This window comes from Pseudoclavibacter sp. CFCC 13611, from assembly GCF_008831225.1.
Classification (GTDB): Bacteria; Actinomycetota; Actinomycetes; order Actinomycetales; family Microbacteriaceae; genus Pseudoclavibacter_A.
On the sequence record NZ_WBKE01000001.1, the window covers coordinates 728,523 to 752,292 of the forward strand.

A 23,770-nucleotide genomic window follows, 5' to 3' on the forward strand; every position below is an offset into this window, starting at 1 on the left:
GTCAGCGCTTGTTCTGCCGCGGCACCCAGAGCTCCTGCACCAACAGGATGACGGATGCTGCCACCGGAATCGACAGCAGCGCCCCGAAGACTCCGAGCAGCGTGCCGCCGAGCAGTGCGGCGATCACCACGATCACGCCCGGAATCGGTACGGCTCGGTTCACGATGTGCGGCGTGAGCACATATGCCTCGAACTGCATGTAGATCAGGTAGTAGATCATGATGAAGAGCGCCGGCCAGAGGTTCACGTTCTCTGGATTCGCCAATACCTGAGTCACGACCGTCATCAGCGTGGTCAGCGTCGCCGCAGTCAGCGAGCCGACCAGCGGCAGCAGGGCGAACAGAAAGATCACGACGGCGAGCACCTCGCGGAAGCGCACCTGGAGTATCGACATCGCGATGTACGCGCAGACCGCGTTGATCAGTGCGATGATCGTCTGCGACATCACATACTTGCCGACGTTGTCGAAGATGCGGTCGCTGAGGCGAGTGAAGCGGCTGCGACGAGAAGCCGGCAGCAGTGAGATGAGCCCCCGTTTCAGGCCCTGCAATGACACCATGAAATAGAGCGTGAGCACGACGATGATGACCGTCGCCGCGATGAAGTTGGCCAGGCCGGTTCCCACCGTCACGAGCCCACCGGCGACCTGCAGCATGTTCTGCGGGTCTGAGGCGAAGCGCTGTGCAGCATCGAGCCATCCCGCGGCAGCACCGTCGACCTGTTGGTTGATGCTCTGAAACCACTCCTGCTGAGTGAGCACGTGCACGAGCACCGGCGTGTTCTGGATGGCTTCGTCGACCTGCGTGTTGATCGCGGGGATCAGCAGGAGCACGACACCGACGACGGCCAGCACGAAGAACAGAAAGACGACCAGCACGGCGACGCCTCGTGGCATCCCGGTGCGACACAGCAGCCGGACGACCGGGTCGAGCCCGAGTGCGAGAAACAGTGCGGCGCCGATGTAGGTGATGACCATGCCGCTGGTCGCGACCATGCCCCCGAGCACCAGAGCGACGAGCACGCCGAGCGTGCCGAGAAAGGCGATGCCGAAGACGTTGTCGGTGCTGAGACGCATGGTGCGGATGCGATGGGGGCTCGGGGCGACGACATCTGTCTCGTGCGTGGCCGGCGGAGCCGTCGGCTCCGGCTTCGGCGCCTCAGTGGTCTGCGCGGCGTCCTCTGGTGTCGAAGCGCTCATCAGCCGTTCCTCTGTTCCTCGTGTTCGTGTGCCGACGCACATCTGTGCTGAAAGTCGCACAGTTCTCTGCCAAGGGTACCCGTGGTTCTCGACCGTGCGTGATCGCGCAGTGAATCGCCATCTGCGACGGGGGAGCTTCGCTCTCAGCGCATCCATAGATGATTTTCAAAGACGAACGCTATGATCTAGGGTCTTATGGGAAGAACTGGAAGGGTCTGAACTTTGCGCTTTTATACCGCCGTCGTGCTTTTCGCCATCGCGGCCCTGGCACTGATCGTCGGCTTCGGCCAGCAGACCATCTGGCGCCCGCCGGCTGAGATCGTCGAATCAGTCGATACCGCCACACAGGGCACCGCCTCTGCACCGGTCGCCGTCATCGATGGTTCAGCCCTCGCACAGCACGACGGCAAGGCCACTGTGGTCGTCACCGGCCCGCAGCGTGTCTTCGCAGCAGCCGGGCCCTCCTCTGACGTGGATGCGTGGGTCGCCGACGCATCGGTCAACCGCATCACCGCAGCGGATCGCGACCTCGGTGTGACCACTGGGGGAACAGAGCAGACTGTGCCGAACCCGGCAGGCTCCGATCTCTGGACGACCGAACAGAGCGCAGACGGCCAGCTTCGACTCGAGGTCGACTCGGTGCAGACGTCCTCGCTGCTGATCGCATCAGACGGAGAGCATCCGGCACCGACCGAGATCAGCATCAGCTGGCCGAACGTGAACCCGACGCCATGGGTGCGGCCATTGCAGATCATCGGCTATGTGCTGCTGCTCGGCGGGTTCGTGCTGCTGCTGATCGATCGCATCGCGAACCGCCGCGGCCCACGTCGCCGCACGCACCGCGGCAAACGTCTCGCCTCGGAAGACACGAAGTCGTTGAAGAGCGGCGTCGTGCCGGGCGATGACTACGAGACCGAGGCGGGCAAGGCTCCCGTCGTGCCGGCCAAGCCGTCGAGCGACGGGTCCTCCGCCACGAAGCCCTCAGACGAGAGCCGACCTGACGCTGCGGCGCCCAAGTCGGGAGCCGCCTCCGGAGCCGCGAAAGACGCCACGTCGAAGGAGCCCGACACGGCAGCGGAGGGCGCCAAGAGTCGCTCCAGCCTGGGCCGCTCAAACCGAGGCAAGAGGCCGCTGCGCGGGCTCTTCGTCTTCGGCGTCGCCGGCGTGCTGGCACTGACCGGCTGCACCCAGCCGGATCAGGCATCGCCGAGCTCTGCCGGCTCCGAAGCGCCCGCAGACAACGACCAGTCCGCGACTCCCGTGCTCAAGGCGCACTTCCAGACCATCCTCGACCAGGTTGCGACGACCGCCAGCCAGGCCGATGCCGCCCTCGACCCGAACATGCTGAACGGCAGGTTCACGGGTGAGGCTCTCGCCGCACGACAGGGCTATTACGCGATCAAGTCGAAGTTCGCCGACGAACCGGCGATCGATCCGATCGTCTCGTCGCCCATGAACGTGTTCCTGCCGCAGTCCGGCAAAGACTTCCCTCGCACGGTGCTGGTCGGAGTTCAGGACGATCAGGCAGAGGGGCAGCCCAAGCGGCTGCTGCTGCTGCAGCAGGAGACAGCCCGCGACAACTACAAGCTGAAGACGGTGATCAACAATCCGATCCCGCCGATTCCTGACCTGCCCAGCGAGTTGGTCGGTTCGCAGGTGATTGCGAACGACAGCAGCGACCTCGCGATCGCCCCCGGAGTCGTCGGCGAACACTATGCAGATCTGCTGGCCAACGGCGACTCCAGCCAGTTCGCAGCACAGTTCGACATCGCCAACGACCAGTATCTGCAGCGTCGTCGTGAGAAAGTCACGCAGCAGCGCGAGAACCTCGGCCAGGACGGTCAGCTGAACGTGACCTACCCGCCGGGTGCTTCGGCCCCCGTGGCACTGACCACCGCCGACGGCGACGGTCTCGTGTTCGTCAGCGTCAATGAGACGTGGGAGGTCAAGCCCGCCAAAGAGAACGGCGTGATCAAAGACCTCACGGCAGCAGACAGCGCCGTGATCGGCTCGAACGAGACGAGTAAAGGCCTCCAGCGCGTGTACAGCACGATGCTGGTCTTCCGAGTGCCGAAAGACGCCACGCAGAAGGCGACACTGGTCGGCTACACGTGGCAGCAGGAATCAATCAAGGAGCTGTGACATGAGCGCACATGATGTGCCGAACGCTTCAACGGGTGTGACGGGAGTTCCCGACGCACACGGAGCCATCGATCTGGGGGCGGCATCGGGCCCGAACGCGACAAATGGTGCCGCTTCGAGCAGCCCAGCCGGATCAGCAGGTGCTGCGCTGGTGACCAGGCTCGACGAGCAGACCTTCGGCGAGAGCGTTCAGCGTTCGACGCGCACTCCGCTGCTGCTCGCACTCGTCTCCGGAACACCACAGGATCAGCCGCTGGTCGATACGCTCACCGAGCTGGTCGTCGCCCAGCAGGGGCGGCTGCTGCTCGGCATCGTCGACGCACAGCAGCATCCGCAGATCGCTCAGGCTCTGCGCGTGCGCACACTGCCGACCACGCTCGCTCTGATCGCCGGCCAGCCGGTGCCGCTCTTCGAGGGCCTCGCCGATCGCGCCCAGATCGAGCCCGTCATCTCGCAGGTGCTGCAGGTCGCCGAGCAGCAGGGGGTCACCGAGGTCGTCGAAGTTCCGAGCGACGACGACGCAGAGCCTGAAGAGCCGAAGCTGACCCCGCAGCAGGTCGCCGCCCAGCAGGCACTCGACGAGGGCCGCCTTGCCGACGCCTCGCATGCGTTCCAGCGCATTCTCGACGAGTCGCCGAAAGACGAGTTCGCTCGCCACGGTCTGCTGCTGTCTCACCTGCGCGCACGTCTCGAACAGGTCGATCAGGGCACCCCTGAAGCGCAGAGCGTCGACGATGCCGAGCTCAGCAGCGCACTTGAGCAGGCAGACCGAGCATGGCTCGCCGGAGATCCCGAGAAGGCCTTCGACGTGCTGCTGCAGCCAGCCCTCTGGGCGAACCCCGACGATCGCACGCCGCTGCAGCAGCGGCTGATCGGGCTGTTCGAGCTGACCGGCAACACCGATCCTCGGGTCAACGCCGCACGCACCAGGCTCGCCAGCCTGCTGTTCTGAACGTGACCGACTCGCACGCCTCGTACCTCGACAACGCAGCAACCGCCCCGATGCTGCCCGCGGCACTCGACGCCTATGTGCATGCGGCGCAGGTGGTGGGCAACGCCTCTGCTGTGCACACCGCCGGCCAGCATTCGCGCGCGCTCGTCGAACAGGGGCGTGCTCGGGTCGCGGCGTCGCTCGGCGCCGACCCCGCCGAGATCGTCTTCACCGCCGGCGGCACCGAGTCGATCAACCAGGCGGTGAAAGGCATCTACTGGTGGCGTGAGGCAGACGGGCGCCGTCCGCTCGTGGTCATTGCCGAGGCAGAACACCATGCGACTGAGGCCTCTGCACGCTGGCTTGAGCAGACGCAGGGCGCGCGGGTCAGACGCATCCCGGTCGACCGAGAGGCACGCATCGACCTGACCGTTCTGCGAGAGCTGGTCGACGCTGAGGGTGCACGCGTCGCTCTGATCAGCGTCATCGCCGCGAACAACGAGGTCGGCACGCTGCAGCCACTGGGTGAGATCGCTGAGATCGCCCGTGCACACGACATTCCCGTGCACGTCGATGCGGTGGCCGCCTACGGGCAGGTGCCTCTCGACTTCCACGAACTCGGCATCGCGGCCATGAGCGTTTCGGCGCACAAGATCGGCGGGCCCCTGGGCACTGGAGCGCTCGTGCTGCGCCGCGATGTGACGCCGGTGCCGCTGCTGCACGGGGGCGGTCAGGAACGCCGTCTGCGCAGCGGAACACTGGACACCCCGTCGATCGCCGCCTTCGGAGTCGCCGCCGAGCACGTCGTCGGCCGGCTCTCCGCCCACGCCAGCCGGCTCGCCGAGCTGCGCGACCGACTGATCCTCGGCATCCGCCGCGCAGTGCCCGAGGCGATCGTGACCGGCGCCCGTGGCGATCAGCGGCTGCCCGGCAACGTGCATGCCGTGTTTCCCGGCTGCGAAGGAGACTCGCTGCTGTTTCTGCTCGATGCGGCCGGAGTGCGCGCGTCGACGGGATCGGCGTGTACCGCGGGCATACCCCAGCCGAGCCACGTGCTCGAGGCTATGGGGTTCGACGAGCAGGACTCCCGCTCGGCCCTGCGGTTCACTCTGGGCGAAGACACCGGCGAAGATGATGTGGATTCCGTGCTCGAGGTGCTGCCCGAGGTCTATCGGCGAGCGCGTCAGGCTGGCATGAGCGCGAACGCGCCCACAATCTACTGATCTCGCGAAGGCCGAGAGTGCGCGTCTCCAGGCGCATGCGATGTCGGCGCTCGCGGCTACACTGGAACGACGTCAGAGGCCTGCTGACGACACGGAACGATGTCGATCGCACGTGACCCGTGCCGGCAGGCGAATCCCAGACAACGAAGGAGCGAACATGCGGGTACTAGCGGCGATGAGCGGTGGGGTAGATTCCTCGGTCGCGGCCGCGCGCATGGTCGAAGCCGGCCACGACGTGGTCGGCGTGCATCTGGCGCTCTCACGCATGCCGGGCACGCTGCGCACCGGCTCTCGGGGGTGCTGCACCGTCGAAGACGCCACCGATGCGCAGCGGGTGTGCGCACGGCTGGGCATCCCGTTCTACGTGTGGGATTTCTCCGAGAGGTTCAAAGAAGACGTCGTCGACGACTTCATCAGCGAGTACTCGGCAGGGCGCACCCCCAACCCCTGCCTGCGCTGCAACGAGCGCATCAAGTTCGCGGCGCTGCTCGAGAAGGCGCTCGCCCTCGGCTTCGACGCGGTGTGCACGGGGCACTACGCCAAGATCGTGACAGCGGCCGACGGCCGCCGAGAGCTGCACCGTGCGGCCGCCTGGGCCAAAGACCAGTCGTATGTGCTCGGCGTGCTGACCGGCGCCCAGCTCGAGCACGCGCTGTTTCCGCTCGGCGACACGCCGTCCAAAGACCTGGTGCGTGCCGAGGCGGCCCGTCGCGGGCTCGAGACGGCGAGCAAACCCGACAGCTACGACATCTGCTTCATCTCAGACGGTGACACCGCCGGCTGGCTCGAAGACAAGGTCGGCACCGCCCCCGGCGACATCGTCGACCGCTCTGGTGAGGTGCTGGGGCATCACGAAGGTGCGCACACCTTCACGGTGGGGCAGCGTCGCGGTCTGCACATCGGCCGGCCGGCTCCCGACGGTCGCCCACGGTATGTGCTCGAGGTGCGCCCCGTCACGCATGAGGTCGTCGTGGGGCCGCATGAGGCGCTCGCCGTCTGCGAGATCGGCGGACGCCGTCAGTCGTGGGCCGGGGAGCCTCCGGCCGAGGTGCACTCTGGTCTCGACATCATGGTGCAGGTTCGTGCGCACGGCGACCCGGTTCCGGCGCGAGTGCGCATCGTCGACGGTGAGACCGTCGTCACGCTGCGTGACCCGCTGATGGGTGTCGCCCCCGGGCAGTCGGCGGTGCTGTATCTGGGCGAGCGCGTGCTGGGCCAGTTCACCATCGACCGCTCCGTCGCGGCCGACACACTCTCGTCTGACGGCGCTCAGCTCTCCAACCAGGCCCTGGCATCATGAGCGCCCCGCTCGACGACGCGCAGATCGCCCGGCTGACTCACGAAGACGCCGCACAGCTGGTGCGCGAGCTCACCGATCGCATCCTCGAACTGCGCGACGCCTACTACGAACGCAACACCTCGCTGGTCAGCGACGAAGAGTACGACCAGCTGCAGATCGAGCTGGCCGCTGTCGAACAGCAGTTTCCCGATCTGCAGAGTCAGGATTCCCCGACGTTGACCGTGGGCGGGCGCCCCGACGGGTCGAGCTTCGCCCCGGTCACGCACGCCGAACGCATGCTGAGCCTCGACGACGTGTTCAGCATCGGCGAGCTCGACGAATGGATCATGCGCACCGAGAGGCGTCTGGCCGGGCGTGCCTTTCACTACCTGACCGAGCTGAAGATCGACGGTCTCGCCATCAATCTGCGTTACGAGCACGGTCGACTGGTCAGCGCTGCCACGCGCGGCGACGGTGTCGTCGGCGAAGACGTCACCGAGAACGTACGCACGATTGATGCGGTGCCGTTCCAGCTCGCCGGCACAGGGCATCCGCCGCTGGTCGAAGTGCGCGGCGAGGTGTTCTTCCGCGTCGCCGACTTCCATGCGCTCAACGCCAGCCTGGCCGACGCCGGTAAGAAGACTTTCGCGAACCCGCGCAATGCGGCGAGCGGCTCGCTGCGGCAGAAAGACCCACGAGTCACTGCGGCCCGCCCGCTGACCGTGCTCGTGCACGGACTCGGCGCCTGGCCCGACCCGCCTGTGGCCAGCCAGTCCGAGATCTACGACCTGTTTCGCTCGTGGGGTCTGCCGGTCTCGACGCACAACCGACTGCTCACCTCGATCGACCAGGTGCACGAGTTCATCGCGTTCAACGGGCAGCACCGTGCCGAGATCGAGCACGAGATCGACGGCGTCGTGGTCAAGGTCGACGAGCTCGCACTGCACGACGAACTTGGAGCGACCAGTCGGGCGCCGCGCTGGGCGATCGCCTGCAAATACCCGCCCGAGCAGGTGAACACGAAGCTCGTCGACATTCGTGTGGGCGTCGGACGCACCGGCCGGGTGACGCCCTATGCGGTGGTCGAAGCCGTGCACGTCGCGGGCTCGACGGTGCGTCAGGCGACGCTGCACAACCAAGAGATCGTCAAGGCCAAGGGCGTGCTGATCGGTGACACCGTGGTGCTGCGCAAGGCCGGCGATGTGATTCCCGAGATTCTCGGGCCGGTGGTGGAGCTGCGCACCGGAGATGAACGGGCCTTCGTGATGCCTGAGCACTGTCCGGAGTGCGGTGCGGTGCTGGCCCCGTCGAAGCCCGGCGAGATCGACGTACGCTGCCCGAACACGCAGTCGTGCCCGGCGCAGGTGGCGGGTCGCCTCGAGTATCTCGCATCGCGAGCCGCACTCGACATCGAAGGCCTCGGCGAAGTCGCCTCGATCGCTCTGACGCATCCGCTGGCGCCCACCGCGCCGCCGCTGACGACCGAGGCGAGACTGTTCGATCTGACGCTGGCCGATATCTTTCCGGTGCGTGTCGAGGTGACCGACCCCGAGACGGGACTGCCGAAGCAGACCGACGAAGGCGAGCCCGACATCCGAGCGCCGTTCAGACGTCAGCGTCGCAAGAGCGACGGCGAATGGGCGGGGCCCGACGAGGCGGCGTTCAGCGGCGACGAGCATTCGGTGCCCAGCGAACTCGCGCACAAGATGCTCGCGAACATCGACGAGGCCAAGACCCGGCCACTGTGGAGACTTCTCGTGGCCCTGAACATTCGCCACGTCGGGCCTGTCGCTGCCCGTGCGGTCGCGGGGCACTTCGGGTCGCTCGATGCGATCTGCGCCGCCGAGACCGACGAGCTGGCCGCAGTCGACGGCGTGGGTCCGATCATCGCCGAGGCGATTCGCGACTGGTTCACGATCGACTGGCACATCGACATCGTCGAGCGGTGGCGGGCGGCTGGCGTGCAGTGGGCGACCCCCGGGCACCCTGGGCCGCATGGGGATGCCGACGTCGACTCCGAGGCGCCTCTGGCCGGTCGCAGCGTGGTCGTCACCGGAACCGTCCCGGGATACACCCGCGAGGAGGCTGAAGAAGCCGTGATCGCGCTCGGCGCTCGTGCGGCATCCAGTGTGTCGAAGAAGACCTACGCAGTCGTGTTCGGCAGCGGCGCGGGCAGCAAGCTCGCCAAGGCCGAGAAGCTGGGCATCCCGATGATTCCGGCTGAACGGTTCGGTGACTTTCTGCATGATCCTGCGACGGTGGTCGGCGAGATCGAGTCGGGCGGCGACACTCTGTCCACTGACACCAGTGCGCCGCAAGGGGCTGAGGGGCAGGGAGCCCATCGCTCCGGTGAACGCGAGCTGACGATCCCCGCTGAGAATGAGAAGAGCTGACAATGAGCGATCAAGACTCCGCACGAACCGCGTTCGCTGACGGGTTTCGCACCTTTCTGGCGCACAGCCCGACCTCGTATCATGCGGCTGAGACCGTCGCCGCACGGCTGACGGCTGCAGCATTCACCCGACTCGACGAGCGCGACCAGTGGCCGAGCGAAGCCGGACGCTACGTGGTGGTGCGCGACGGTGCGGTGATCGCGTGGGTCGTGCCCGAAGGGGCTATCGCGACGACGCCGCTGCGTGTGATCGGCGCGCATACCGACTCACCGGGGTTCCGGCTGAAGCCGACGCCAGACTTCGTCACACAGGGGTGGCAGCAGGCCGGCGTCGAGATCTACGGTGGGCCGCTGCTCAGCACCTGGTTCGACCGTGATCTGGCGGTCGCAGGCAGGGTCTTCGACCGATCGGGGAGGGCCCATCTGGTGCGCACCGGGGCCATTGCGCGCATCCCGAATCTGGCGATTCACCTCGACCGAGGCGCGAACAGCGATCATACGATAGGGCGACAGCGAGAGACCGCGCCGGTGATCGGGGCCGTTGATGCCGTCGACGGCAGCGATGGCAGCGACGCTAATCTGATCGGGTACGTCGCGGCTCGTGCGGGCCTGGAGCCAGGCGACGTCACGGGTGCCGATCTGTTCCTCACCGACACACAGCCTGCAGCGCTGCTCGGTATGCATGAAGAGTTCCTCGCCGCCGGTCGGCTCGACAACCTGACGTCGGTCTACGCGGCTCTGGCAGCGCTTGCCGCTGTGGCCGGAGGCAGCAGGGGCGAGCGTCTGGTTGCGACCAGTGAACACATCAGCGTCTTCGCCGCGTTCGATCATGAAGAGGTCGGATCGGCCACGCGCTCTGGCGCCGCGGGGCCGTTTCTCGAAGAAGTGCTGCTGCGCATCGCCGAAGGCCGCGGAGCGACCACTGGCCAGCGGCTGCAGTCTTGGGCCGACTCCTGGGTGCTGTCGAGCGATGCCGGGCACCTCGTGCACCCGAACCATGTGGGCAAGCACGATCCAGAGCACCTGCCGAGGCCCGGCCGGGGCCCGCTGCTCAAAGTCAACGCTCAGCAGCGGTATGCCACTGACGGCGCCGGCGAGGCACTGTGGCACGGCTTGGCCGAGGCCGCCGGAGTCGCGGTGCAGACCTTCGTCTCGAACAACGACGTGCCATGCGGCAGCACGATCGGGCCCATCACGGCGACACGTCTGGGTCTGCGCACGGTCGACGTCGGTGTGGGGCTGCTCTCGATGCACTCTGTACGCGAACAGGTGCATCTCGGCGACCTCCGGGCGCTGTCGCAGCTGATCGCGACCTTCATGCTGGCGGCCGAGGAGCGAAACGCATGAACGACAAGACCACTCCCGCCACCGAGCTTGCGCGCGCACTGACCAGGCCGCGTCTCTGGACGGCCGTCGACACCGCCGTGACCTACCGCTGGCCGCATGCGAACGATCACAAGTACTCTCGTGGCGTGCTCGGGCTGATGACCGGTTCGCCGCAGTTTCCGGGCGCGGCCGTGCTGAGCACCGCCGGCGCGCTGCACACCGGTTTGGGGATGCTCCGCTGGCTGGGCGATGACAGCGTGCGCGACCGAGTGCTCGACTTCGCGCCTGAGGCGGTGACGACGGAGGGGCGTACCGATGCCTTCGCCGTCGGCAGCGGTCTGCCCGAGGTGAGCGCCGAGGCTGGCGACCCGGAGCTCTTTCGTCGAGTGCACGATCTGCTGATCAGCGGTGTGCCGACCGTGGTCGATGCGGGTGCGCTCGCAGCCATCGACGAGGCTGCCCTCGACCATGAGCACCGGTGGATTCTGACGCCGCATCTGGGGGAGTTCCGCCGTCTGGCGAAGCGCCTCGGTGTCGACGTCGCGCTCGACGAGCTTGCTGATGCGGAGCAGTCTGGCAGCGGTGTGAGCCTGCGCGGTGCCTCTTTGGATCCTTCCGGCGCTGCCTTGGACCCTTCTCAGGCCGCTGCCCCGGGTCGCTCGGCGGATGCAGTGGAGCGTCACGTCGAAGCGGCTGCCGCGCTGGCCGAGCGAACGGGTTCAGTCGTCCTGCTCAAAGGCGCGCACACAGTGGTCTCCGACGGCACTCAGACTGCGCTGGTGACGACCGGCACGCCGTGGCACGCGACCGCAGGCACCGGCGACGTTCTGACCGGTGTCGTGGGAGCGCTGCTGGCTGCCCGCGCCGAGGCTCCGACATTGGACGCTCTCGTCAGCGTTGCAGCCTCCGGTGCGTGGCTGCACGGCCGTGCGGGTCAGCTGGCGCAGGGGCCGTTCACAGCTCTGCAGCTTGCGGCAGCACTGCCCGAGGCCGTACGGTCGATCACACCGAATCCCGTTGTGTCGCACTGACCTGCCTGGCCAAGGTCTGTCAGACCACGGCCTTGACTGCCCCCATAGGTCATCGCGACATGGCCTGGCTGGCCAAGACCTGTCTCAGTGCAGCCTGCCTGAGCGCTCTGCCTCGTGTGCCACACCCTTCCCAGGGCCAGCCTCCTCTCCTTTCTGATTGAGGCATGGCAAATGCTGCTCTCGACCGTCGAGACATGGTAAATGCTGCTCTCGGCCGTCGAGACATGGAACTTGGCATGTCTCGATGGCGGTGGGGGACATTTCCCATGTCTCGATGGCGGATCTCGATGGGGCAACGTCAGATCTCCGCGGGTCGGTGGGGATGGCCGTGTGGCCGCTGAGGTATGCCGGGTGATGTGACGGTGGCGCGGTGCCAACGGTGTGTGGGCGGATGCTGCTGGGGCAAGCTGAGCGAAGCCGGACCGGGCAGGGCCAAGCCGGTCCGGGCTGGACCAAGCCGGAGCGGGCCGGGCCAAGCCGGGCAGGGCCAAGCCGGAGCAGGCCGGGCCAGTGGGTGGGCCAGGCATGGCGGTAGGCCCGGCGAGAGCTGCGCCCTTACACGGCTGACTCTGCAGTCGAGCTCTGCTCAACGAGCCAGGCTGGCGCGCCGAATCCGCAGCAGAGGTCGGCGAAGACGCCGGCCAAGCCATGGTCAGGGTCATGGTCGAGCACCTGCACGAGCAGCCGTTCGGCCACACTGCCGATGCCGATCGCCCACCAGAGCCATGCCATCATCGCAGCGAGATCTGCACGCACTGCGGGATCGGCTGCTGCGCAGCAGCGCTGCAGCACATGCACAGCAGACCGCATTCGCTCGCGGTCGGGTGGGGCCGCAGGGACACCACGCAGCACGAGTTCGGTCAGCGTGTTCTTCAGTCGATACGCGACGGAGGCCAGGTTCGTGTGACGAACACGCGTGTGCTGTGACTCCTGAGCGGCCAGCCCCAGCGCCTCGGGGCCGAACGCCAGACCCACCAGGAAGATCTCGCGCACGATGTCGAGGCGGGCGACGGTGCAGAAATCAAGCAGTCGGTCGACCGGTTCGGTGCGATCAGAACCTGGGGGCGGGACGCCGAGCGAGGCGTGCCGAATAAGCGCTTCGAGATCGAGGCCGAGGGTCTGAATCGTCTCGTGCAGCCGGAGGCTCTCGGGCAGCCCGTCGAGGCGTTCCGCGAGTGCCTTCGACGTCTCTGCAGCGAGAGCTGTGTCACGGGGCGGCAGTTCGGACATCGCTTCGAGATCGACGATCTCGCGCTCGACGGCCATCATGGCGTCGAGGCGCATCGGGTTCTGCTCGATCTCAGCGAGGTCTCTGCCACCGGCCGGCAGATCGGCATCGAGATAGCTGCCCCAACCGTCGCCCGCGACACAGCAGGCGTCAAGCACGTCGAGCTCGGAATCAGACAGACACTCTTCGAGCAGCGACCACAGCAACGAATAGGGCAGCTTGGTGCTGTCGCCGACGGCACGGTCGCAGTAGACCACGGGAACCACCCCAGTGCATCCGGGCACCCGGCAGAGGGTGTCGACCACCAGATCGGCGAACTCCCGAGCCCTGACCAGATCGCCGTCGGCGGGCAGATCGAGGCGAAACGAGCCGATGCTGCGTTTGCCAGAGAAGAACACGGCGACGAGACTCTCATGGGCGATGAAGCCGGTGAGCGCCGGAAGCGTGGCGAGAAACTGCGCGGAACCCTGCGGTTTGAGTGTGACTTTCATGTCCTCAGCGTCGCCGCAGACGCACACACGGGCGACCCGATTCTGACAGATGTGAGCAGGCAGCGAGGCACCTGGCATCTGTGCAGAGACGGCATCGGCGCGTCTGCGCCAGGCAGCCAGCCAGCCAGGCAGGCAGCCAGCCCAGCCAGCCAGCCCAGCCAGCCAGGCAGCCAGGCGGCCAGCCAGGCAGGCAGCCAGCCCTGCCAGCCAGCCAAGCAGACAGGCAGAGAGCAGGGGGGCAGCTCAGATCAGCGCGGGTTCAGCACACGCAGAGCCTCGTCATGCACACGACCGTTGGTGGCGAGGGCAGCTCCCTCCCAAATGCCAGGAACGCCCGCGGTCGAGCTGAACCGCCCCCCGGCCTCGGTGATGATCGGAACCAGCGCCGCCATGTCGTACGGCTTCAGATCGGGCTCGGCCACGACATCCACCGAACCGTCTGCGACCAGCATGTACGGCAGAAAGTCGCCGAACATCCGATGCCGGTGCGACGCGTCGAGCAGAGCGATCGCCTCGGCGCGCTGGTCGACCAGATCCCACTGGTCGAGGCTGCCGATGCTCACGAAGCCGTCGCTCAGCCGATCGACCGCAGACACCTGCAGCCGCTCTGGCTCGCCGTCTGCGAAGACGCCGAACGCTCCAGAACCCTGCGCCGCCCACCAGCGCCGCGCCAGCAGCGGAGCGCTCACCACGCCCACGACCGGCTCGCCGTCGACGACCAGAGCGATCAGCGTCGCCCACACCGGCACACCGCGAAAGTAGTTGCCAGTGCCGTCGATCGGGTCGATGATCCACTGCCGGCCGGGTTGGCGCTCGCCGCCGTACTCCTCGCCGTAGACGGTGTCATCGGGGCGCTCCTCGGCGACCAGCTCGCGCAGCCGGCGCTCGGTCGCCAGATCGGCATCGGTGACCTCTGAGTCATCGGACTTGGTCTGCACGTCGAGATCGGTGACGCGAAAACGGGAGGTGGTCACCTGATCGGCGGCATCAGCCAGAGTGAGAGCGAACGAGAGATCCTGCGCGAGCGTGAACGACATGCCTCAAGGGTACCCGCGCCCGCTCAATCGCACTGCTGTCGGCACGCCGACAGGTTCCGACGACCCGTCGAAGGGCTCGCGGTCAGTACTTCGGGCGATCGTGCAGGTTGCGCAGCACCCGCACCAGCGAATGCACGCGCTGATGCAGCTCTGAGGGCAGCCCCGCTGCGAGCTCGTCTGCGTCGAGCTGCTCGATGGGAGTCTGCGCGACGACCGGCACCAGCGACTCGAGATCTGGGAATGCCTGGAACACCCGATCGGCCTGCACATGGCCGAGCCCGAACGATCGCACTCCCGGTGTGTCGATGAGCCACCCGTGGCGTGCGTCGACCGCGACGTGATCGTCGTCGTGGGATGCCATGGCGACCGCCGAGTCGCGCTCGCCAGCCGAGTCGCGCGAGCCGCCTCCGCGATTCGAGCGGCCTGGGGCAGCGGCTTCACCGGCTCCGGCTTCACCGGCTCCGACATCCGCGGTATCCGCGGTATCCGCAGCATTCGCCGCGACCGCCTCGACTCGGCAGGCCAGCGCAGACGACGACGTGTGCCGGCCTCGACCGGTCACCGCGTTGACGTGCCCGGTCGCGCGATCGGCCTCGGGCACCACCGCGTTCAGCAGCGTGGACTTGCCCACGCCCGAGTGTCCGATCAGCACCGCGATGTGCCCGAGGGCGACGTCGATCACAGCATCGCTCGCGAAGCGGTCGGCACGGCTCTCAAGCACTTCGATATCGAGACCCGCGAGATGCTCGTGCACCGGCGCGGCGCTCGCCAGGTCGGTCTTCGTGACGGCCACGATGGGAACGATGCCGGCGTCGAGCGCGGCGACGATGCACCGATCGATAAATCCGAGGCTTGGATCCGGCTGCGCGGCGGCCACCACGATGATCAGCCGGTCTGCGTTGGCCACCACCACACGTTCGACTGAGTCGATGTCGTCGGCACTGCGCCGCAGCACCGTCGTGCGCGGCTCGACACGCACGATGCGGGCGAGCGTGCCGTCGTCTCCGCTGAGATCGCCGACCACAGCCACACGATCGCCGACCACGATCTGTTTGCGGCGCAGCTCGCGTGCCCGGGCGGCAGTGACCGGCTGGCCGGTGGATGCCACCTCGAGCTGGTAGCGACCGCGATCGACCGCGATGACGAAGGCCTGCTGCGCGTCGTCGTGCGCAGGTCGTCTCTTGCTGCGCGGACGGTTGGCCTTGGGGTTCGGCCGCACCCGCACGTCCGACTCGTCATAGTCGTCCCACAGCCCGCGCTCTTCGGCGTCGCTCTCTGTCCAGGTCATCTCAGATGCCCAGACTCAGCAGGTCGGTCTTCGGAGGTTCGACCAGCTCCGACCACATTCCTGCGAAGTCGGGCAGGGTCTTGCCGGTCGAGTTGATGTCGTCAACTTCGACGTCGGTCACCAGCAGTCCGATCACTGCGCCGGCCGTGGCCATGCGATGATCGGCATAGGCCTGCCACGACCCCCCGTGCAGCTCGGCAGGCTCGATGATCAGCCCGTCGTCGGTCTGTCTCGCCCGGCCGCCCAGTCCGTTGATGTCGTTCTCGAGCGCCGCGAGACGATCGGTTTCGTGCCCGCGCAGATGCGCGATACCGCGCAGCCGACTCGGTGTGTCAGCCAGTGCCGCGACTGCCGCGATGGTCGGAGCCAGCTCGCCGGCTGCTGAGAGATCGAGATCGGCGCCATGCAGTTCGCCGCTGCCGCTGAGCGTCAGCACACCCTCTGCGAGTTCGGAACGACCGCCGAACGCAGCGAAGAGCTCGGGCAGCAGCGCCCCGACCTGTGTGGTGCTGGCGGGCCAGCCGTCGACCGAGACCTGACCGCCGGTCACCAGGGCCGCGGCCAGAAAAGGAGCCGCGTTCGAGAGATCCGGCTCGAGTCGCACATCGGCTCCGGCGATCGGCTGCTCGGCCACCCGCCAACAGGTGGGCCCCAGTCGCTCGACAGTGACCCCGTGCTCGGCGAGTGTCGCGATCGTCATCTCGATGTGCGGCAGGCTGGGCACGCGATCACCCACATGCTCGATCGTCGTGACACCCTGATACCGGGGCGCCGCAAGCAGCAGAGCCGAGACGAACTGACTCGAAGCAGAGGCGTCGATGCGAATGTGCGAACCGCTCACCGATCCGGTGCCGTGCACGGTGAACGGCATGCCGCCGCGACCGTCGTCGGCCACGTCGACGCCGAGCTGTCGCAGCGCCTCGATGATCGCCCGCATGGGCCGCTGCCGGGCGTGCGGGTCACCGTCGAAGCCGACTGGCCCCATCGCCATCGCTGCGATCGGCGGCACGAAGCGCATGACCGTGCCCGCCAGGCCGCAGTCGATCGAGACGCTGCCGTGCACGTCGGTGATCGGAGTGACGCGCAGGTCGCCGCTGCGATCCGTCGAGGCGGCAGCGGATGCCGTGGTCGGCAGACCAGTGAGGAAGGCGGACGCAGCGGGGGAGGCGGGGTCGCGCGGGGCATCCGCCACCGGCTCGATGCGGGCGCCGAGCTGTCGCAGCGCCTCGATCATCAGAGCACTGTCGCGGGAGTGCAACGGCGCTCGCAGCACTGAGGGGGCGTCGGCCAAAGCAGCCAGCACCAGCTCGCGGTTCGTCAGCGACTTCGAACCGGGAATGCGCACCGTTCCGGTCACAGGGCCAGCCGAGGTGGGGGCCACCCATGGTCGTGTGGGAGGGACATCGGTCGCGGCGCGCTCGCCGTCTCTGGAATAGCCACGTATCTGCATCGTTGTTAAGTGTATCGGCAGCAGTGACTGCACAGGCGAGGCGAGAGGACGCATCCGTTGACAGCGACATGTCTCGCAGAGAGACCGGTAGACTTGGGCAGGATGACATCCCCGACCACCGATCACGAAAGTTCGCAGAGCTCGACTCCTGAGCCGCTGCCCGAAGAGCCGACGCAGGCTCCGCTCGACGTCACACGGCTGTCGGCAGACGAACGTCGCGAGCTGTTTCAGCAGCAGGCCATGCCGTTCATCGACCAGCTCTACGGTGTGGCGATGCGCATGACTCGAAACCCGTCTGACGCCCAAGACCTCGTGCAAGAGACATATGCCAAGGCGTTCCAGGCGTTCGGATCGTTTCGACAGGGCACCAATCTCAAAGCGTGGCTCTACCGCATTCTGACCAACACGTACATCAACACGTATCGCAAAAAGCAGCGCACCAAAGGCACTGAGAGCATCGACGCTCTGGAAGAGTGGCAGATGGGCGGTGCCGAGTCGGCGACTGCGACGTCTTCGCGGTCGGCCGAGATCGAGGCCCTTGACCGTATGCCCGAGTCGCAGGTGAAAGAGGCGCTGCAGAACCTTCCCGAAGACTTTCGGCTGGCGGTGCTGCTGGCCGACGTCGAAGGCTTCTCGTACCAAGAGATCGCAGACGTGATGAAGACCCCGATCGGCACTGTGATGTCGCGCCTGCATCGCGGTCGAAAGCTGCTGCGCACCGAGCTTGCCGACTATGCGAAGCAGCTCGGGCTCAGCGACAAGTCGGCGGCGAACAAGCGGTCGACACGTGCGAAGAGCACGACGGCGAAGAAGAAGGCGGTGAACGACAAATGATTCGCAAAAGCGAGAACGATGCGGCGATCACCGAGTGCGAGCATGTGCGTGAACAGATCGAAGAGTACGTGCATGCCGAACTCACGGCCGATGAGGCGAGGGTCTTCGACGAACACATGCGCACCTGCCCGGAGTGCACCAGCGAGCACCAGGTGAGCATGGTGCTCACCGAGGTGATCCTACGAGGGTGTCGTGAAGAGGCTCCCGAGGCGTTGAAGCGCCGGGTGGTGGCACGTCTGCGCACCCTGCACGCCGAACACTGATTCTGTACGTCGAAGACTGACTCGCTGCGTCGCTCAGGTCGTCGGCTGCGTCGGCTTCGCTGACGGCCCGCCGCGACGATCGCACAACGTGAAGAGGCCCGGCCGGAGATTTTCTCCGGCCGGGCCTCTTCACGTCTGCGGCGACGATCAGCCGAAGGCGCGCTCGATCAGGTCTGCTTCCTGCTGCTTGTGCCTGAACTGCGAGCCGGTCGCAGGCGAAGCCGCGGCCTCGCGCGAGACGACCTGCACCTCTCGGTCGCCCACGGCTTTCGGCATGTGCAGTGCGAGGAACGGCCAGGCACCCTGGTTTTCGGGCTCGTCCTGCGCGAAGACGAGTTCGGCGTTCGGATACTGTGCGAGCACCCGCCGAAGCTCTGCCTCAGGCAGCGGGTAGTACTGCTCAAGACGAACCAGTGCGACCGTGGTGTCACCTGACTTCTGCAGCGCGGCCAGCATCTCCCAGTAGAGACGGCCGCTGACCACGACGACGCGACGTACCGCATTCTTGTCGATTGAACGGGTCTCGTCGAGCACCGGCTCGAACTGGCCGTGCGTGAAGTCTTCGACTGGGCTCACCGCCGTCTTCAGACGCAGCATCGACTTCGGGGTGATCACGATCAGCGGATGCTGTGGCCGGCTGAACGCCTGACGGCGCAGCAGATGGAAGTGCGAGGCCGGCGTCGAAGGCTGGGCCACGATCAAGTTCTCCTGCGCGGCAAGCGACAGGTACCGTTCGATACGTGCCGACGAATGGTCAGGGCCCTGACCCTCGTAACCGTGCGGCAGCAGCAGCACGAGCCCTGAACGCTGACCCCACTTCTGCTCAGCCGAGCTGATGAACTCGTCGATGACGGTCTGAGCGCCGTTGGCGAAGTCGCCGAACTGGCCCTCCCACAGCGTCAGCGCTTTGGTGTTCTCGACCGAGTAGCCGTACTCGAACGCCATGACTGCGAACTCGCTGAGAAGTGAGTCGTAGATCCAGAAGCCGGCCTGCTCGTTGGCGAGGTTCAGCAGTGGGAACCACTCCTGGCCGTTCTTCTGATCGTGCAGCACCGCATGGCGCTGCACGAACGTGCCGCGACGGGAGTCCTGACCGGTGAAGCGCACCGGCACACCCTGCACGAGCAGCGAACCGAAGGCGAGCAGCTCGCCGAACGCCCAGTCGATATGGCCATTGCGTGACATCTCGAAGCGCTTCTCGAGCACCTTCTTGAGCTTGCGATGCACGGTGAAACCCTCAGGCACCGCCACGTGGGCGTCACCGATGCGCTCGACGAGGGCCTGCGGAATGCTGGTGGCCCGTTCGAAGGTGCCGCCTGCCGCTGCAGCCTCGTGCTGCTGTGCCTCGGGCAGCTGGATGTCGTTGATCGCACGCGCAGTGTGGCCGCCTGCGCCGAGCGACTCCTCGTACGACTCTTTCTGGGCGGCGTGCGTCTCGTTGAACGCGCGCTCGAGCTCCGCGTGGAAGTCGGCGTCGGCCTTGTCGTACTCCTCTTGCGTGATGTCGCCACGACCGATCAGCGCCGAGGTGTAGAGCGCACGCACCGAGCGCTTCGACTCGATGATGCCGTACATCAGAGGCTGGGTCATCGACGGATCGTCGCCCTCGTTGTGGCCGCGACGACGGTAGCTGACCATGTCGATGAGCACGTCGCCGTGGAAGCGCTGCCGGTACTGGAAGGCCAGTTCGGCCACGCGCACGACGGACTCCGGGTCATCGCCGTTCACATGGAAGATCGGCGCCTGGATCGTACGGCCGACATCGGTCGGGTAGACCGACGAACGACCGTCGTACGGCTTGGTCGTGAAACCGATCTGGTTGTTGACGATCACGTGGATGGTGCCGCCGGTGCGGTATCCGCGCAGCTGCGACATCTGCAGAGCCTCGTAGACCGAGCCCTGGCCGGCGAAGGCCGCGTCGCCGTGCACCAGAATCGGCAGCACATTGAACGTCTTGTGCGGCTGTGCGTCCTGCTTGGCGCGCACGATGCCTTCGAGCACCGTGTTGACCACCTCGAGGTGCGAGGGGTTCGCGGCCAAATACACCTTGACCTGACGCTCCTGCTCACTCGTGAACACGCCTTCGGTGCCGAGGTGATACTTCACATCGCCCGAGCCGGTCTGCTGCGGCTGGGTGCCTTCGAACTCGCGGAACACCTGCGCATAGGTCTTGCCGGCGATGTTCGTCAGCACGTTCAGACGGCCGCGGTGGGCCATGCCGATGCCGACCTCGTCGAGCTCTTCGTCGGCCGCGCGCTGCAGCACCTCGTCGAGCAGGGCGATGAGCGATTCGCTGCCTTCGAGCGAGAAGCGCTTCTGGCCGACGAACTTCGTCTGCAGGAAGGTCTCGAAAGCCTCGGCCTCGTTGAGCTTCTTCAGGATGTGCAGCTGTGTGTCGTGCCCGGGCTTGGAGTACGGGCGTTCGAGCTGATCCTGCAGCCACTCACGCTGCTCGGGGTCTTGAATATGCATGTACTCGACGCCCACATTGCGGCAGTAGCTGTCTCGCAGCTGACCCAAGATCTCGCGCAGCTTGGCAGTGGGAGCGCCGGTGATGCCTCCGGTCACGAACGACCGGTCGAGATCCCAGTGCGTCAGGCCGTGCGTCAGGATGTCCAGGTCGGGGTGGCGGCGCTGGTGGTACTCCAGCGGGTCGATGTTGGCGATCAGGTGACCTCGCACCCGGTAGGCGTGGATCAGCTGCTGCACGCGGGCGGCACGGCCGACCTCGTCAGACGAGTTGATGGCCACATCGGGCACCCACCGCACCGGCTCGTAGGGCAGCCGCAGCGACTCGAAGATGTCGTCGTAGAAGCCGTGGTCGCCGAGCAGCAGCTCGTGCACGATCTTGAGGAACTGGCCGGAGCCGGCACCCTGGATGACGCGGTGGTCGTAGGTCGAGGTCAGCGTGACGACCTTCGAGATGCCCAGCTTGGCGATCGTCTCGGCGCTCACGCCGGAGTACTCAGCGGGGTAGTTGAGCGCGCCGGCGCCGATGATCGTTCCCTGCCCCTTCATCAGGCGCGGCACGGAGTGCACCGTTCCGATGCCTCCGGGGTTGGTGAGCGAGATGGTGACGCCGCTGAAGTCATCGGCGGTCAGCTTGTTGTGACGGGCTTTGTCGACCACTTGGTCGTAGGCGGTGATGAACTGCTCGAAGTCCATCTCTTCGGTCTGCTTGATGCCGGGCACCAGCAGCGCTCGAGTGCCGTCTTTCTTCGGCACATCGACGGCGATGCCGAGGTTGATGTGCGCGGGCTGCACGACCGACGGCTTGCCGTCGACCACGTCGTAGTAGACGTTCTGGCTGGGGAAGCTCTTCAGCGCCTGGACGAGCGCCCAGCCGATGATCTGTGTGAACGACACTTTGCCGCCGAGCGAGCGCTTGAGATGGTTGTTGATCACGATGCGGTTGTCGATGAGGATCTTCGCCGGGATCGTGCGCACGCTGGTCGCGGTGGGAACGGTCAGCGACTCGTCCATGTTGCGGGCAAGCGCCTTGGGCATGCCACGCAGCGGGGTGACCACGGGTTCGCGAGCGTCGGGCTCTGCGGCAGTCTCACCGACGGGCTTGGCCAGCTGCGTGTTGCGATCAGCGGGAATCGGCTTCGGCGCAGGGGCGAAGTTCGTAGTGCGAGCCACCGGCAGGTCGCCGACGATCGGAATCGAGGCGGTCGGGAACGGAGACGCCGTGGGCAGCGTCGAGCGCACCGGGGGTACAGGGCCGGGGTGCGGCGTGCTGTGCAGGTCTTCTTCGGCCTGCTGAGCCAGCTGCGCCTGCCGATCGAGACGTGCATCGGTCGTGCCGTCGGAGAGACGCGCACCGCCCGAGGGCGCGTGCTCGACTCCGGTGCTGGCGGGCGCCGGCTGCTCTGTGGCGGGTTTCACCGCGCTGTCGGGGCGATAGTTCTGCAGAATGGGCAACCATTCCTTATCGACGCTAGCCGGGTCTTTCTGAAACTGCTCGTAGACCTGCTCGACGAGCCATTGGTTGGCCCCGAATTCCTGGGGGTCGAAGCTGCCTGATCCGCTGGTGGCCAAGACAATCGCCTCTCTTCATCGAAATGCTGACGAGACAACCCTACCGGCATTCCCCGAACGGCCGAATTCGACGTCGATGATTCTCCGACAGATGTTGGAACCGATCGCCGGGGCGTGGAACCAGCGCCCGCAGCTCACCAGCAACCGAAAGCGATGCACTAGCGTTGACTGCATGCGCTTCTATGATTCGCGGCCCCAATACGATCTGACCTATTCAGATGTCTTCCTGATTCCCTCGCGCAGCGAGGTCGGGTCACGTCTGCGCGTCGATCTGGCCAGCGACGACGTCACCGGAATGACCACGCCGATCGTCGCCGCGAACATGAACGCCGTCACCGGCCCGCGGCTTGCCGCCTCTCTGGCACGCCGCGGCGGTCTCGGCGTGCTGCCCCAAGACATGGACGAACAGTCTCTGCTCGATGCGGTCGCCTGGGTCAAAGAGCGTTCGTCTCGGTTCGCCTCGCCTTTCCTGGTCGACGCCGACCTGCAGGTCGCCCAGGCGAAGCGGATGCTCCCTCCGGCAGAAGGGCACGGCTTCGTCGTGCAGGATGCCCAAGGCGGGTTCGTCGGCGTTCTGTCTGCCACGGTGCTCTCTCGCGCACTCGACGACGCTCGGCTCGGCGACCTCGTCCATGGCGACCAGCCGGTGCTGCAGCAGAGCGAAGTACCCGACGCCGAAACGCTTTTCAACACCCTCCACGATCGTGGTCACCAGCTCGCGGCCGTCTTCGACGGTGACCGTCTGCTCGGCACGGTCAACCAGAAGCAGGCGATGCGCTCGACGGTGTACCGCCCCAACGTCGATGCGCAGGGGCGCCTTCGGGTGGCCGCGGCGATCGGCATCAACGGCGACGTCGCGGGTCGGGCCGAGGCGTTCATCGCCGCCGGTGTCGACGTGCTCGTGGTCGACACCGCACACGGCCACCAGAAACAGATGCTCAACGCGCTCGAAGCGGTGCGCAGCGTCTCGAAGACCCACGCCGTGGTCGCCGGCAACGTGGTCACCGCGCAGGGGGTCGAAGATCTCGTCGCCGCCGGTGCCGACATCGTCAAAGTCGGGGTCGGACCGGGGGCCATGTGCACCACCCGCATGATGACCTCGGTCGGTCGGCCACAGTTCTCAGCCGTGCTCGAGGCCGCCACGACCGCTCGCTCGATCGGCGCCGGAGTCTGGGCCGACGGGGGAGTGCGCTACCCGCGCGACGTCGCGCTGGCGCTCGCCGCCGGAGCCAACGCCGTGATGATCGGCTCCTGGCTGGCCGGCACCATCGAGTCTCCGGGCGTCGTCGAGCGTGACGAGGCCGGGCGTCTCTTCAAACGCAACTACGGCATGGCCTCTTCGAAGGCGGTCGCGGGCCGATTCGCGAAGCTCACCCCGCTGGAGCAGGCTCGCAAGTCGATCTTCTCTGAGGGCATCAGCGACTCGAAGCTCTACATCGATCCGCTCACTCCGTCGACCGAAGACATCCTCGACCAGATCACCGCAGGCGTTCGCTCTGCCGCGACGTATGCCGGTGCCGCCGATCTCGCCCAGTTCCGCGAGCGCGCGACCATCGGCATCCAGTCGGCTGCCGGATACGAAGAGGGCCGTGCCCTCCCCGAGAGCTGGTGAGCGA

General features: G+C 66.6%; 16 protein-coding genes. 10 read left to right on the forward strand and 6 right to left on the reverse strand.

The window, feature by feature from the left end:
• Position 1: 1 nt before the first annotated feature.
• Complete coding sequence (locus F8O08_RS03215) at positions 2-1,198, reverse strand: AI-2E family transporter (protein WP_192496897.1); 1,197 nt, start codon at positions 1,196-1,198, stop codon at positions 2-4.
• A gap of 243 nt (positions 1,199-1,441) precedes the next feature.
• On the opposite strand from F8O08_RS03215, the gene F8O08_RS03220 reads away from it, so the two are divergent.
• From F8O08_RS03220 to F8O08_RS03250, 7 genes are all read left to right on the forward strand, one after another.
• On the forward strand, positions 1,442-3,340 hold the full coding sequence (locus tag F8O08_RS03220) for a hypothetical protein (RefSeq protein WP_158042517.1): 1,899 nt from the start codon (positions 1,442-1,444) through the stop codon (positions 3,338-3,340).
• Between the two features lies 1 nt (position 3,341).
• Positions 3,342-4,292, forward strand: a complete 951-nt coding sequence (locus tag F8O08_RS03225; RefSeq protein WP_158042518.1) for a tetratricopeptide repeat protein — start codon at positions 3,342-3,344, stop codon at positions 4,290-4,292.
• Between the two features lie 2 nt (positions 4,293-4,294).
• Positions 4,295-5,494, forward strand: coding sequence for a cysteine desulfurase family protein (locus F8O08_RS03230; RefSeq protein WP_225733548.1), 1,200 nt, complete (start codon positions 4,295-4,297; stop codon positions 5,492-5,494).
• Positions 5,495-5,651: 157 nt separating this feature from the next.
• Complete coding sequence (gene mnmA, locus F8O08_RS03235) at positions 5,652-6,794, forward strand: tRNA 2-thiouridine(34) synthase MnmA (RefSeq protein ID WP_158042519.1); 1,143 nt, start codon at positions 5,652-5,654, stop codon at positions 6,792-6,794.
• A complete protein-coding gene (gene ligA, locus F8O08_RS03240; RefSeq protein ID WP_158042520.1) occupies positions 6,791-9,166 on the forward strand; it encodes an NAD-dependent DNA ligase LigA in 2,376 nt (791 codons plus the stop codon). Before mnmA ends, ligA begins: the two co-directional genes overlap by 4 nt.
• Positions 9,167-9,168: 2 nt before the next feature.
• Positions 9,169-10,512: a M18 family aminopeptidase gene (locus F8O08_RS03245; RefSeq protein WP_158042521.1), complete on the forward strand. Its 1,344-nt coding sequence runs from the start codon at positions 9,169-9,171 to the stop codon at positions 10,510-10,512.
• On the forward strand, positions 10,509-11,522 hold the full coding sequence (locus F8O08_RS03250; protein WP_225733549.1) for an NAD(P)H-hydrate dehydratase: 1,014 nt from the start codon (positions 10,509-10,511) through the stop codon (positions 11,520-11,522). The genes F8O08_RS03245 and F8O08_RS03250 overlap by 4 nt, the downstream gene beginning before the upstream one ends.
• A gap of 555 nt (positions 11,523-12,077) precedes the next feature.
• Here the strand turns inward: F8O08_RS03250 and F8O08_RS03255 are convergent.
• From F8O08_RS03255 to aroA, 4 genes are all read right to left on the reverse strand, one after another.
• Entirely contained in the window at positions 12,078-13,241 is a 1,164-nt protein-coding gene (locus F8O08_RS03255; protein ID WP_192497702.1) for a DUF4192 family protein, read from the reverse strand.
• A 248-nt stretch (positions 13,242-13,489) separates the two neighbouring features.
• The gene (locus tag F8O08_RS03265; RefSeq protein ID WP_158038274.1) at positions 13,490-14,278 is read right to left on the reverse strand and encodes an inositol monophosphatase family protein; all 789 of its coding nucleotides are present in this window, start codon (positions 14,276-14,278) and stop codon (positions 13,490-13,492) included.
• An 82-nt stretch (positions 14,279-14,360) separates the two neighbouring features.
• Positions 14,361-15,566 carry a ribosome small subunit-dependent GTPase A gene (locus F8O08_RS03270; protein WP_158042523.1) on the reverse strand — a complete coding sequence of 402 codons (1,206 nt, stop codon included), beginning with the start codon at positions 15,564-15,566 and terminating at the stop codon, positions 14,361-14,363.
• Position 15,567: 1 nt separating this feature from the next.
• Positions 15,568-17,016, reverse strand: coding sequence for a 3-phosphoshikimate 1-carboxyvinyltransferase (aroA, locus tag F8O08_RS03275; RefSeq protein ID WP_158042524.1), 1,449 nt, complete (start codon positions 17,014-17,016; stop codon positions 15,568-15,570).
• Positions 17,017-17,118: 102 nt separating this feature from the next.
• Here aroA and F8O08_RS03280 point away from each other — a divergent pair, with 102 nt between their 5' ends.
• Both F8O08_RS03280 and F8O08_RS03285 read left to right on the forward strand, forming a co-directional pair.
• A complete protein-coding gene (locus tag F8O08_RS03280) occupies positions 17,119-17,850 on the forward strand; it encodes a sigma-70 family RNA polymerase sigma factor (RefSeq protein WP_158038271.1) in 732 nt (243 codons plus the stop codon).
• The gene (locus F8O08_RS03285; RefSeq protein ID WP_158038270.1) at positions 17,847-18,113 is read left to right on the forward strand and encodes an anti-sigma factor family protein; all 267 of its coding nucleotides are present in this window, start codon (positions 17,847-17,849) and stop codon (positions 18,111-18,113) included. The genes F8O08_RS03280 and F8O08_RS03285 overlap by 4 nt, the downstream gene beginning before the upstream one ends.
• A 147-nt stretch (positions 18,114-18,260) precedes the next feature.
• On the opposite strand, the gene F8O08_RS03290 is transcribed toward F8O08_RS03285, so the two are convergent.
• A complete protein-coding gene (locus tag F8O08_RS03290) occupies positions 18,261-22,154 on the reverse strand; it encodes a multifunctional oxoglutarate decarboxylase/oxoglutarate dehydrogenase thiamine pyrophosphate-binding subunit/dihydrolipoyllysine-residue succinyltransferase subunit (protein WP_158042525.1) in 3,894 nt (1,297 codons plus the stop codon).
• Positions 22,155-22,326: 172 nt separating this feature from the next.
• On the opposite strand from F8O08_RS03290, the gene F8O08_RS03295 reads away from it, so the two are divergent.
• Positions 22,327-23,766 (forward strand): GuaB1 family IMP dehydrogenase-related protein, encoded by a 1,440-nt coding sequence (locus tag F8O08_RS03295; RefSeq protein WP_158031051.1) that lies wholly within the window; start codon positions 22,327-22,329, stop codon positions 23,764-23,766.
• The last annotated feature ends 4 nt before the right edge of the window (positions 23,767-23,770 follow it).